11 protein-coding genes and 1 pseudogene are annotated in these 11,877 nt (G+C 61.3%); 3 read left to right on the top strand and 9 right to left on the bottom strand.

What is annotated here, in order from left to right; all coding sequences use genetic code 11:
- Positions 1-38: 38 nt before the first annotated feature.
- Positions 39-1,211 carry a 4-hydroxybenzoate 3-monooxygenase gene (gene pobA, locus HF949_RS14905; protein WP_292896548.1) on the bottom strand — a complete coding sequence of 391 codons (1,173 nt, stop codon included), beginning with the start codon at positions 1,209-1,211 and terminating at the stop codon, positions 39-41.
- A 268-nt stretch (positions 1,212-1,479) separates the two neighbouring features.
- On the opposite strand from pobA, the gene HF949_RS14900 reads away from it, so the two are divergent.
- Complete coding sequence (locus HF949_RS14900; RefSeq protein WP_292896546.1) at positions 1,480-2,226, top strand: helix-turn-helix domain-containing protein; 747 nt, start codon at positions 1,480-1,482, stop codon at positions 2,224-2,226.
- Positions 2,227-2,235: 9 nt separating this feature from the next.
- On the opposite strand, the gene HF949_RS14895 is transcribed toward HF949_RS14900, so the two are convergent.
- The 8 genes from HF949_RS14895 to HF949_RS14860 are packed head-to-tail and all read right to left on the bottom strand — an operon-like array spanning position 2,236 to position 10,313.
- Positions 2,236-3,219 carry an ABC transporter substrate-binding protein gene (locus HF949_RS14895; RefSeq protein WP_292896544.1) on the bottom strand — a complete coding sequence of 328 codons (984 nt, stop codon included), beginning with the start codon at positions 3,217-3,219 and terminating at the stop codon, positions 2,236-2,238.
- Between the two features lie 45 nt (positions 3,220-3,264).
- A complete protein-coding gene (locus tag HF949_RS14890) occupies positions 3,265-4,125 on the bottom strand; it encodes an ABC transporter permease (RefSeq protein ID WP_292896542.1) in 861 nt (286 codons plus the stop codon).
- Positions 4,122-5,048 carry an ABC transporter permease gene (locus HF949_RS14885; protein ID WP_292896540.1) on the bottom strand — a complete coding sequence of 309 codons (927 nt, stop codon included), beginning with the start codon at positions 5,046-5,048 and terminating at the stop codon, positions 4,122-4,124. The genes HF949_RS14890 and HF949_RS14885 overlap by 4 nt, the downstream gene beginning before the upstream one ends.
- Before the next feature lie 36 nt (positions 5,049-5,084).
- Entirely contained in the window at positions 5,085-5,909 is an 825-nt protein-coding gene (locus tag HF949_RS14880; RefSeq protein WP_292896538.1) for an ABC transporter ATP-binding protein, read from the bottom strand.
- 13 nt (positions 5,910-5,922) lie between these two features.
- Positions 5,923-7,374: a dihydropyrimidinase gene (hydA, locus tag HF949_RS14875; RefSeq protein ID WP_292896536.1), complete on the bottom strand. Its 1,452-nt coding sequence runs from the start codon at positions 7,372-7,374 to the stop codon at positions 5,923-5,925.
- A gap of 51 nt (positions 7,375-7,425) precedes the next feature.
- Positions 7,426-8,676: a Zn-dependent hydrolase gene (locus HF949_RS14870; RefSeq protein WP_292896534.1), complete on the bottom strand. Its 1,251-nt coding sequence runs from the start codon at positions 8,674-8,676 to the stop codon at positions 7,426-7,428.
- Positions 8,677-8,689: 13 nt separating this feature from the next.
- Entirely contained in the window at positions 8,690-8,983 is a 294-nt protein-coding gene (locus tag HF949_RS14865; protein WP_292896532.1) for a cupin domain-containing protein, read from the bottom strand.
- A gap of 1 nt (position 8,984) precedes the next feature.
- Positions 8,985-10,313 carry an aspartate aminotransferase family protein gene (locus HF949_RS14860; protein ID WP_292896530.1) on the bottom strand — a complete coding sequence of 443 codons (1,329 nt, stop codon included), beginning with the start codon at positions 10,311-10,313 and terminating at the stop codon, positions 8,985-8,987.
- Between the two features lie 245 nt (positions 10,314-10,558).
- Between HF949_RS14860 and HF949_RS14855 the strand changes: the two genes are divergently transcribed.
- Positions 10,559-11,176 carry a TetR family transcriptional regulator C-terminal domain-containing protein gene (locus HF949_RS14855; RefSeq protein ID WP_292896528.1) on the top strand — a complete coding sequence of 206 codons (618 nt, stop codon included), beginning with the start codon at positions 10,559-10,561 and terminating at the stop codon, positions 11,174-11,176.
- 239 nt (positions 11,177-11,415) lie between these two features.
- Positions 11,416-11,877 (top strand): annotated as a pseudogene (locus tag HF949_RS14850) (hypothetical protein); the annotation flags it as partial.

The raw sequence follows: 11,877 nt of genomic DNA, 5'->3' as shown, positions 1-11,877 counted from the left end.
CACCATGCCTTTCCTGGACGCTCTCCTTCCTGTGCGGCCTAATAGGGCAGGCCAACATAGTTTTCGGCCAGCATGGTGAGCGCGGCACGCGACTGGAACAGATAATCCAGTTCCGCATGCTGGATCCGCTGGCCGAAGGTGCCCTGGTCGGGAAACCGATGCAGGGTGCTCGTCATCCACCAGGAAAAGCGCTCCGCCTTCCACACGCGTGAAAGTGCCTTGTTTGAGTAATCGTCCAACCCGGCGGAGGACCGCTCGATATAGAATTCCCGAAAGGCATCAAAGAGATAACGCACGTCGCTCGCAGCGAGATTCAAGCCCTTGGCACCCGTGGGGGGCACGATGTGAGCGGCGTCGCCCGCCAGGAACAGGCGGCCGAAGCGCATCGGCTCTGCCACAAAGGAACGCAGGGGAGCGATGGATTTCTCGATTGAGGGTCCGGTGATCATCGCTTCGGCCGTTGCTGTTGGCAGCCGGTTGCGGATCTCGTCCCAGAAGCGTTCGTCGGACCAATTCTCGACGCGCTCATCGGCGCTCACCTGAACGTAGTAGCGGCTGCGTGTTGTTGAACGCATGGAGCACAGTGCGAAACCGCGAGGGTGGTTCGCGTAAATCAGCTCGTCGCCCACCGGAGGTACCTCGGCGATGATGCCAAGCCAGCCAAAGGGATAGACACGCTCGAAGGTTTCGATGGCGTCCTGCGAGATGGACTTGCGCGAAATTCCGTGGAAACCATCGCAACCGGCGATGAAATCGCAGTCGATGCGGTGGCGTTTCCCGTTTTTCGTATACGTCACATAGGGATGTGCACCATCAAAACCGTGCGGCTGAACCTCTCCGGCCTCATAGACGGCGACTGCGCCAGCGGTTTCGCGCCCGTCCAACAGGTCCTGCGTGACCTCCGTCTGTCCATAAACAAGAACGCGTTTGCCACCCGTCAGACCACGGAGGTCAACCCGGTGACGGCGGTCGTCGAATGCCAGATCGAAGCCGTCATGGGGCAAGCCTTCGCGACGCATGCGCTGCCCGACACCGGCTTCATCGAGCATTGCGGCAGTCCCTTCTTCAAGCACGCCAGCGCGGATCCGCGACTGCACATGTGTTCTGGAGGCCCGTTCGAGAATGACATTGTCGATGCCGGCATTGGTAAGAAGCTGTCCGAGCAACAGCCCGGCCGGGCCAGACCCGATTATGACGACTTGTGTTCGCACGCTGAAACCTTCCTCCACCGGGAAGGGCAAGACTGGAAGAATCGATCCTGGCCGACAATGGACATTTGTCGCAAACGATTGCACTTTTCGATCATATTTGAAGAGAAGACCGATGCGGACCAGAGTTCCAAACTACCGACTTTATGAAGAGAAATCAGATGAATCCTCTGATTTCTGGCTCCATTGTGAAACGCTCTCTGCTCGCAGTGCACTGCACAATTGGGAAATTTCTGTCCATCGGCACAACGCGCTTTTTCAGCTGTTCTGGATGACCGCAGGAGAGGGAAAGCTGATTGGCGATGAAACGGCAGGCAAGCCGTTTTCCGCCCCCTGCGCCATCTTCATTCCTCCGGATGCGGTGCATGGGTTTCAATTTGCGCGAGGCTCTGAAGGCATTGTCGCAACGGTTCTTGCAGACCGGCTGGCCCTGCCGCGTGCATCAGACAGGGCCTTTTCCGAGTATTTCACCAAGTCGCGCATTGTGCCCATGGAAGGGGAAACCGCAGGTGAGGCGGCACATCTGCAGCGCCTCTTTCCGCAACTGCTTGAAGAGCATGGCAACGCGGCCGTTCTGGGTCGAGACTGGTTGCTGGACATGCATGTCACCGAAATTCTGGTTCGGCTGGCGCGGGTTGGCGTGCGGACATCCACGCCCGAGCCACAGGGCAGCTCCAGCAGTGACAGCCGGCGGCTGTTGGCATTGGAGACGCTGATCGCTGCGCATTTTCGCGAGCACCGCCCGGTCGCCTTCTATGCGGAGAAAATCGGCGTGTCGGTGGCGCAGCTAAACCGGATCGCACGACGGGAGGCGGGTGCGAGCGTCTCGCGATTGCTCGCACGCCGTCTGATTGATGCTGCGCGCCGTGATCTGGTCTTCACGCCAACCCCGGTTCAGGCGATAGCCTATTCGCTGGGGTTTCAGGACCCGGCCTACTTCAACCGCTTTTTCCGGCGTCAGACCGGCACTACGCCGGGCGTCTATCGGGAGACGCAACGGCGCAGGCTGGCGTCATGATGCCAGCGGTCACATCGCCTTTTTGGTCACCTCGTGGGTGAAAGCGCCTTCCGGCTCCTTGGTGATCACCGGATCGTCGCCTCCCTGCAGCAGTGTCTCGACGGTCTGCTGATAGGCGGCTTCATCCAGCTTGGCATCTTCACCCAGAAGCTTGGCGATCTCGCCCATCATGCGCGTCTGGTGCTTTTCGGTCTGCGCACCGGTCGCATCATTGTCGAGCACGATCATTGCCGCTTCTTCCGGGTTATCCTTCGCCCACATCCAGCCCTTCATTGAGGCTTTCACGAAACGGGCCATCCTGTCCACAAATTCAGGGTCCTCAAGCTTTTCCTCCAGAACGTAGAGCCCGTCCTCCAGCGTCGCCACGCCCTCGTCGGTGTAGTTAAAGACCACAATGTCGTCTTCGGTAAGCCCGGCATCGATCACCTGCCAATATTCATTGTAGGTCATGGCGGTGATGCAATCGGCCTGTTTCTGCAAAAGCGGGTCGACATTGAAGCCGATCTTCTGGATCGTCACGCCATCTTCCGATCCGTCGCGCGGCAGGCCAAGTTTCGACAACCAGTTGTAGAGCGGATACTCATTGCCGAAGAACCAGGTTCCCAGCGTCTTTCCCTTGAAGTCTTCCGGCTTTTCGATGCCGGTTTCCCTGCGGCAGACCATGGTGAGGCCCGATCGGGCAAACGGCTGGGCAATGTTCACCACCGGGGCACCCTTTTCCCGCGCGGCAAGGGCCGAGGGGAGCCAGTCCACCATGACATCGGCGCCACCGCCCACCAGAACCTGGACCGGCGCCGTATCGGGTCCACCGGGCTTGATCTCGACGTTCAGATCTTCTTCTTCGTAGAAGCCCTTGTCTTTGGCGACATAATAACCGGCGAACTGTGCCTGCGTCACCCATTTGAGCTGCAGCGTCACGTCATCGGCGGCGATTGCCTGCGAAGCGGTGAGCATCAGCATACCGGATAAGAGGCCTTTCACTGCGTGTTTCATCTTTGCTTCCCTCTTTGATTGGGCCGCTGTTCTCCGCGCGGCCGGTTATCCACTCCTCATGGATGGATGCCAGAAGGTGACAGCGCGCTCCAGAAGCGCTACCGCACCATAAAAGAGTGAGCCTGCAAGCGCAGCCATCGCGATTTCGGCCCACACCATGTCGATGTTCATGCGCCCCACTTCGGTGGAGATGCGGAACCCCATGCCCACAATCGGCGTACCAAAAAATTCGGCGACGATGGCCCCGATCAGCGCAAGTGTGGAGTTGATCTTCAGAGCATTGAAGATGAACGGCGCCGCCGCCGGCAGGCGCAGTTTGAACAGCGTCTGCCCGTAGGACGATGCATAGGTGCGCATCAGGTCGCGGTCGATGGCGGATGACGCTGAAAGCCCCTCGACCGTGTTCACCAGCATGGGAAAGAAGGTCATGATGATGACAACCGCCGCCTTGGATGGCCAGTCGAAGCCGAACCACATGACCATGATTGGCGCGACGCCGATGATCGGAAGGGCGGAGACAAAATTGCCGAGCGGCATCAGGCCGCGCTGCAGGAAGGGCGAGCGATCGATGGCGACGGCTGTCAGGAAGCCCGCGCCGCAGCCGATCGCGTAGCCGATCAGCACGGCTTTCAGAAAGGTCTGCTGGAAATCGGCCCACAGGGTCGGCAGGGACGATGTGATGCGCGCCCAGATGGCGCTCGGTGGCGTCAGGAGAACGGGCGAAATGTTGAAGCCGTGCACCAGTCCTTCCCAGACGACGAGAAGCGTGATGCCGAAAATGGCGGGGATCAGGAGGCCAAGCGCGCGCTTGGCCTTTGGCGAGCGCGGGTTCAGCCTGGCGAGCCACTCGTTCAGCGCCCATGCGGCGGCCCAGAAAAGAAGCGCTCCGGTCAAGGCCCAGTTCATGGCTTTTCTCCCATCCGCGCCATCACCATGCGCTGGCCGATGCCCACGAGCCCGACCAGCACGGCGGCGAGTGCTGCCGCCATGAAAAGGGCAGACCAGATCTGCACCGTCTGGCCGTAATAGGAGCCGGCCAGAAGCCGCGCGCCGAGGCCCGCGACCGCACCTGTCGGCAGTTCGCCGACAATCGCGCCGACAAGGCTGATCGCCACCGCCACCTTCATGGAGGTGAAGAGATAGGGAAGGGCGGCTGGCCAGCGCAGTTTCCAGAAGGTCTGCGTGCCGCTGGCATTGTAAGTTCGCATCAGGTCGAGCTGAAATGCTTCGGGGCTGCGAAACCCCTTCACCATGCCCACGACCACGGGAAAGAAGGAAAGGTAGGTGGAAATCAGTGCCTTGGGCAGGAGGCCCGAGAGGCCCACGGCGTTCAGCACCACGATGATCATCGGCGCAACCGCGAGGATCGGGATTGTCTGGCTCGCGATCACCCAGGGCATGACGGATTTGTCCATCGCCCGATTGTGCACGATGCCCACGGCAAGCAGCACGCCGAGGACTGTGCCGATCACGAAGCCGAGCAGGGTGGAGGAGAGGGTGATCCATGCGTGATAGAACAGGTTGCGCTTGGAGGTAAGGCGCGTGCCAGCCGTGGTTTTCCAGATCTCCGCCACCACCTGGTGCGGCGAGGGCAGGACGGGCCGCTCCTGTGCCATGGTATCGCGCACGAGATCGGCGGCTGTCCATTCCGTCCCCGCCCGTTCATAGGCGTCCATCTGCCAAGGCGCGTTCAGGTAGACGGTAAACGCATACCAGATCAGGATTATGACCCCGAGCACGATCAGGATCGGTAGTGTCTTGCCTTCCGCCGCGCGTCGGAAGACGGGCGTTTTGGTGCCCGCCGGCGCCGTTCCCGCTGCCGCCGTCATGGCATCACCTTTGGGGCAGCGCTGGCGGACGATCCCCTAGTCATCGCCATGCCCCGCGCGCAGACCCTCGCGCACCCGGTGCGCGATTTCCAGAAACTCCGGCGATTCCCGAATGTCGAGCGGCCTTTCCTTCGGCAGCGGCGAAACGATCACGTCCGTCACCCGGCCGGGGCGCGGCGACATGACGATGATGCGCGTCGAAAGATAGACCGCTTCCGGTATCGAGTGGGTCACGAAGCCGATGGTCTTGCCGGTGCGCGCCCAAAGGTCGAGCAGCTGCTCGTTCAGATGGTCGCGTACGATCTCGTCGAGCGCACCGAACGGCTCGTCCATCAGGAGAAGATCGGCGTCGAAGGCCAGCGCCCGCGCAATAGAGGCGCGTTGCTGCATGCCGCCCGAAAGCTGCCAGGGAAACTTTTTCTCGAAGCCGGCAAGGTTCACGAGATCGAGCGTGCGGTGTACGCGTTCCTTCTGCTCCGCCTTCGAATAGCCCATGATCTCAAGTGGCAGGGCGACATTCTGCTCGATGGTGCGCCAGGGAAAGAGCCCTGCTGCCTGAAACACATAGCCATAGGCCCGTTTGCGGCGTGCCTCTTCCGGGCTCATACCATTGACGAGGATTTCGCCGGCGGTCGGCTGTTCCAGATCGGCGATGACACGCAGAAACGTGGTCTTGCCGCAGCCCGAAGGGCCGATGAAGGAAACGAATTCGCCTTTGTTGATGGTCAGATCCACATCGGCGAGCGCGCGCACCGGTCCGTCATTGGTCTCGAAGGTGAGGCCCAGACCCTTCGCTTGCACCACGGGCTTGCTGGTCTGAGGGGAGGACGCTTCCTGGCGGATTGCTGGGTTGGCGTTCAATGGATGTGTCTCCTTATACGCCGCTCGCCGGAATGCCCGTCCGCTCCACCTTGCGCGGCGCGGTCACTTCCTTCCATTGCGAAAGCGCCCGGTTCACCGCCATGTGCGGCTCGCGCGCCACGAATTTTCCGTGGCCGGGCTTGGGCTTCACCACGCCATCCTCGACCACAATCTCGCCGCGCGACAGAACGGTCTTCGGCAGGCCCTTCACCTCGATGCCCTCGAACACATTGTAATCGATGGCCGATTGCTGGCTTTTGGCCGAAATCGTCTTCGTGGCTTCCGGGTCCCAGATCACGATGTCTGCATCAGCCCCTTCCACGATCGCACCCTTTTGCGGATACATGTTCAGGATTTTTGCAATATTGGTGGAAGTCACTGCGACGAATTCGTTCATTGTCAGCCGGCCAGTGTTGACTCCATAGGTCCACAGCACTGGCATACGGTCCTCAAGCCCGCCCGTGCCGTTGGGGATCTTGGTAAAATCGCCCACGCCATAGCGTTTCTGGTCCGTCGTGAAGGCGCAATGGTCGGTGGCCACTACTTGCAATGATCCCGCCTGCAAGCCCGCCCACAGCGAATCCTGATGCTGCTTGTTGCGGAAGGGCGGGCTCATCACGCGGCGTGCTGCATGGTCCCAGTCGGCATTGGCATATTCGCTTTCGTCCAGCACCAGATGCTGGATCAGCGGTTCGCCGTAAACACGCATGCCCTTCTGCCGTGCCCGGCGGATCGCCTCGTGGCTCTGCTCGCACGATGTGTGCACCACATAAAGCGGCGTGCCCGCCATGTCGGCGATCATGATGGCGCGGTTTGTGGCCTCGCCCTCCACCTCCGGCGGGCGCGAATAGGCGTGCGCCTCCGGCCCATTGTTGCCTTCCTCCAGAAGCTTTGCCTGAAGCTGTGCGACCACATCGCCGTTTTCGGCGTGCACAAGCGGCAGGGCGCCAAGCTCGGCGCAGCGCTGGAACGACGAATACATCTCGTCATCGTCCACCATCAGCGCGCCCTTGTAGGCCATGAAATGCTTGAAGGAGGTGATGCCCTTTTCCACCACCTCAGGCATCTCGTTGAACACCTGCTCGCCCCACCAGGTGATCGCCATGTGAAAGGAATAGTCGCAGGTCGCCCGGGTCGACTTGTTGTCCCACATCTGGATGGCCTCCAGCAGAGATTGACCGGGCGAGGGCAGGCAGAAATCCACCACCATCGTCGTGCCGCCCGAGACGGCAGCGCGGGTGCCGCTTTCGAAATCGTCGCTCGAATAGGTGCCCATGAATGGCATTTCCAGATGAGTGTGCGGGTCGATCCCGCCAGGCATCACATAGCAGCCGGTGGCGTCGATCTCGTGATCGCCATGAAGATCGTGGCCGATCGCCACGATCTTGTCATGCTGCACGAGAATGTCTGCCTTCCACGTCCGGTCAGCCGTGACGATGGTTCCGTTTCTGATGACCTTGGACATGAGTTTCCCCTCTTGTTTTGTCGTCCTCGGCGGATATGAGAGATCGTCAGATCATTCGACGATCTCCGCCGTTTCCACCACGGCATGGAACAGGACGTCCGCGCCGGCCTGCGCCCACTCCTTCGTAATCTCTTCCGCTTCATTGTGCGAAAGCCCGTCGACGCAGGGGCACATCACCATGGCGGTCGGCGCTACCTGATTGATCCAGCAGGCGTCGTGTCCGGCGCCCGAAACGATGTCGCGGTGCGAATAGCCAAGCCGTTCGGCGGCGTCGCGGATCGCCTTCACGCAGCCTTCGTCGAAGGTAACCGGAGCGAAATGGCCGACCGGCTCGATCTCGAACGTGATGTCGAGTGCATCACAGATGGTCTCGATGCCGGCCTCGATCTTCGCGCGCATTGCGTTCAGCGTCTTCTCGTCAGGCGAGCGGATGTCGACGGTGAACACCGTCTTGCCCGGAATGACGTTGCGGGAATTGGGATAGACCTCCACGTGGCCGATGGCGCCCACCGCGTTTGGCTGGTGGTCCATCGCCACCTCATGAACCAGCTCCGTCACCCGCGCCATGCCGAGCCCGGCATTGCGGCGCTTGGGCATCGGCGTCGAGCCGGTGTGGCTCTCCTTGCCGGTCAGCGTTACCTGCAGCCACCACAGGCCCTGCCCATGGGTGACGACGCCGATATCGACAAGCTCGTCCTCAAGGATCGGCCCCTGCTCGATATGCAGTTCGAAGAAAGCCTTCATCTTGCGCTGGCCGACGGGCTCGTCGCCCTTCCAGCCGATGCGCTCCAGCTCGTCGCCGAAGCGCTTGCCTGCCGCGTCCGTGCGGTCGTAGGCCCAGTCGCGCTCGTGTATGCCGGCAAACACGCCCGAAGCCAGCATGGCCGGGGCAAAGCGCGTGCCTTCCTCATTGGTCCAGTTGGTCACCACGATGGGGTGTCTGGTCTTGATGCCCAGATCGTTCATCGAGCGGATGATTTCGAGCCCGCCCAGAACGCCGAGCACGCCGTCATATTTGCCACCTGTCGGCTGGGTGTCGAGATGCGAGCCCACATAGACGGGCAGGGCCTCCGGGTCGGTGCCTGCGCGAGTAGCAAACATGGTGCCCATCTCGTCCACGCCCATTTCGAGCCCGGCTTCCTCGCACCATTTTTGAAAGAGCTTGCGGCCTTCGCCGTCTTCGTCGGTCAGTGTCTGACGGTTGTTGCCCCCGGCGACACCGGGCCCGATCTTCGCCATCTCCATGAGTGAATCCCAAAGGCGGTCGGCGTTGATCTTCAGATTCTCGCCCGGTGCGGCCATGTTGTGTTGTCCCTTACTTTAATTCCACTTCGACGAACGACATCGGTTTGTCGCCGCCGTTGATGACATTGTGCTCCACGCCCTCGTCGCGGCGGTATGAAACGCCTGCTTCAAGGTTGTTGTGCACGGTTTTGCCGCCCGGCATTTCCAGATGGAAGGCGCAGGGCGTGAGCGTGGTGATCACATAGTCCATGCCATGGCGGTGCCAGCCGGTTTCCGCGCCCGGCGCGAAATCCCAGCGGGTCACGCGCACGCGCTCGTCGTCGATCAGCACTTCATGGGTGGCCTTTTCGCGTTCCGCCCCCATGTCAGTCGATCATCCTCAAAACGTCGCGCAGATTGTCGATCAGCTCGTCGATCTGGCCTTTCGAGATGATCAGCGGCGGCGAAAGGGCGATGATGTCGCCGGTGGTGCGGATCAGGAAACCGCGCTCATAGGCTTTCAAAAAGGCAGAGAAGGCGCGTTTTGTCGGTTCGCCGGGAATGCCTTCGAGCTCCACCGCGCCGACAAGGCCGATGTTGCGGATGTCGATCACATGCGGCTCGCCCTTGAGCGAATGCAGTGCATCGGCCCAGTGGTCGGCAAGCTCCGAGGCGCGCGTGAGCAGCCCCTCTTCCTGATAGGTGTCGAGCGTCGCCAGGCCCGCCGCACAGGCAATCGGATTGCCCGAATAGGTGTAGCCGTGGAAGAACTCGATCAGGTGTTCGGGCCCGTTCATGAAAGCGTCGTGGATTTCCTTCTTCACGAACACGGCGCCCATGGGGATGACACCGTTGGTCACGCCCTTGGCGGTGGTCATGATGTCCGGCACCACACCGAAATAATCCGCAGCAAACGGCGCGCCGAGGCGGCCGAAACCGGTGATGACCTCATCGAAGATCAGAAGAATGCCGTGCTTGTCGCAGATATCGCGCAGGCGCTTCAGATAGCCTTTCGGCGGGATCAGGACGCCTGTGGAGCCGGCCACCGGCTCGACGATCACCGCCGCCACCGTCGAGGCGTCGTGCAGTGTGACGATGCGCTCCAGCTCGTCGGCCAGGTCGCCGCCATGCTCGGGCTCGCCGCGCGTGAACGCGTTTTCGCCGGGCAGATGCGTGTGCGGCATGTGGTCGACGCCCGTCAGGAGCGTGCCGAACATCTTGCGGTTGGCGACGATGCCGCCCACCGAGATGCCGCCGAAATTCACGCCGTGATAGCCGCGCTCGCGGCCGATCAGCCGGAAGCGGGAGCCGTCGCCCTTTACCCGGTGATAGGCAAGCGCGATCTTCAGCGCCGTGTCGACGCTCTCCGAGCCGGAGTTGGTGAAGAACACATGGTCCATGCCTTCGGGGGCAATTGCCGCCAGCCGGTTGGCGAATTCGAATGCGATGGGATGGCCCATCTGGAAGGCGGGCGCATAGTCGAGCTGCGCCGCCTGCTGCTGAATGGCCTCGGTGATCTTCGGCCGGCAGTGGCCGGCATTGACGCACCATAAGCCTGCCGTGCCATCCATGATCTTGCGGCCGTCCTCGGCCGTGAAGTGCATGTCCTTGGCGGCGACGAGCATGCGCGGCGTTTCCTTGAACTGCCGGTTCGCGGTGAACGGCATCCAGAACGCAGACAGATCGTTCGGCCTCTTGTTGAGCCTGTCGAGCATGACCAAGCTTCCCCTGATTGTTGTTTCGCTCGGCTTGTCCCGGTCAATGCTTGGTGCTTTGCGCGAAGATATGCTACGCAATTTTTGACCGTTTGGACAAACGTTAACACCGCCATGTTGGCGGTCAAGGGGATAGTAGGGGAAATGTCCTTGCGCTGGCGCATTCCACAGTGGACTAATCGGCTGGACCAGCTGGGCCGCGCGGCCTGTATCCGCCACGCTTGTTTTGCAGGAGTGCCCACCTGATGGACAAGCCCGCCGCCCGTCCAAAGCGCACCCGTATCCAGCGCGAAAAGCGCGAACTGATCGGCGAGGCCGCGCTCGAGGTTTTTTCCCAGCACGGGTTTCGCGGCTCGACGATTGACCAGATCGCCGACGCGGCGGGCATGTCCAAGCCCAATCTCCTCTATTATTTCAAGAACAAGGAGGAGATTTTTGCGACTTTGATTCACCGTCTCATGGAGACGTGGCTCGCCCCCCTGCGCGAAATGGATGCGGCGGGTGATCCGCACACCGAAATCCGCTCCTATATTCGCCGCAAGATCGAGATGTCGCGTGATTTCCCGCGCGAGAGCCGGCTGTTTGCCAATGAGATTCTGCAGGGCGCACCGCGTATCCTGCCGCTGTTGGAAGGCGAGTTGAAGGAACTGGTGGACGAGAAAGCCGCGATCATCGCCACCTGGATGCGCGCGGGACGCCTGAAAATGAGCGATCCCTACCACTTCATCTTCGCCATCTGGGCGACCACCCAGCACTATGCCGATTTCGACGTGCAGGTGCGTGCGGTGTTGGGCGAAAACCGCGGTGGCGAGGGCCGTTTCGAGGATGCCGCGCGGTTTCTGGAGGGGTTGTTTCTGGCCTGAGAAACGGCGCTTATCGAGACGGCTCGTCATGAGGATGCGATAGGGCTGGCCCGTCCGGGGATAAACCCGCGCTCATACCTGCAATCCTGATCTTTTTCTTCTCCCAGGCATCTGACCAAACATCTGAATTGTCTTCGGAACGCTCATCGTTCCCCGCATCGCATCAAAAAAATATAGGAATTTTATCCTCGGTGCCCGCTGTGAGCTGATCATAGCCCCGTTGAACGAGGCGGGGTCAGATGGTCAGCGAAGGCGACGAGCGAGAACTTGCCAGGGATTATGCGGCGCTGCGCGCGGCCTATGCCGAAGGCGCATTTCTGATACGGGCGTGGCATTTGCAGGCCTTGCTGGAGGCGCGGGCGAATTTCAATCCCGGTCAGCCGCGTGTTCCGCGTGGTTACCGCTTTGGCGGGCGGTGGGCCGGGCCGGGTGGCGACTGGGGCGGACCTGCACATGACGATGGCCGTGCGAAAATTGTGGCCATCAGCGGCGACCCGGACGAGCCGAAGATCCCCGACAGGAGGCCAGCGCGGGCGCGTGAGCGCAATCGGATCGGCCGCGCTGCGGCCGGGTATCTGCGGACGCTTCCGCTTTGGCAGCAGGTTCGCTTTCTCGCGCGGGTCGGCTGGCTGGCGAACGAAGCCGGGCACACGATCCGATCCTACTCTGACGAGCCGCGCGCGCTGGAGGAACTTAAGGAA

The sequence above is a fragment of the Nitratireductor sp. genome (assembly GCF_017794765.1).
Taxonomy (GTDB): domain Bacteria; phylum Pseudomonadota; class Alphaproteobacteria; order Rhizobiales; family Rhizobiaceae; genus Nitratireductor.
The sequence above is the reverse complement of the archived record's forward strand: the minus strand, read 5'-3'. Positions and strand labels throughout refer to the sequence as shown.

Excerpts from the sequence above, each read along its gene's own strand:
- HF949_RS14855 (WP_292896528.1), top strand. The coding sequence starts at position 10,559 with ATGGACAAGCCCGCCGCCCGTCCAAAGCGCACCCGTATCCAGCGCGAA.
- HF949_RS14860 (WP_292896530.1), bottom strand. The coding sequence starts at position 10,313 with ATGCTCGACAGGCTCAACAAGAGGCCGAACGATCTGTCTGCGTTCTGG.
- HF949_RS14865 (WP_292896532.1), bottom strand. The coding sequence starts at position 8,983 with ATGGGGGCGGAACGCGAAAAGGCCACCCATGAAGTGCTGATCGACGAC.
- HF949_RS14890 (WP_292896542.1), bottom strand. The coding sequence starts at position 4,125 with ATGAACTGGGCCTTGACCGGAGCGCTTCTTTTCTGGGCCGCCGCATGG.
- HF949_RS14895 (WP_292896544.1), bottom strand. The coding sequence starts at position 3,219 with ATGAAACACGCAGTGAAAGGCCTCTTATCCGGTATGCTGATGCTCACC.
- HF949_RS14900 (WP_292896546.1), top strand. The coding sequence starts at position 1,480 with ATGACCGCAGGAGAGGGAAAGCTGATTGGCGATGAAACGGCAGGCAAG.
- HF949_RS14885 (WP_292896540.1), bottom strand. The coding sequence starts at position 5,048 with ATGACGGCGGCAGCGGGAACGGCGCCGGCGGGCACCAAAACGCCCGTC.
- hydA (WP_292896536.1), bottom strand. The coding sequence starts at position 7,374 with ATGTCCAAGGTCATCAGAAACGGAACCATCGTCACGGCTGACCGGACG.
- HF949_RS14870 (WP_292896534.1), bottom strand. The coding sequence starts at position 8,676 with ATGGCCGCACCGGGCGAGAATCTGAAGATCAACGCCGACCGCCTTTGG.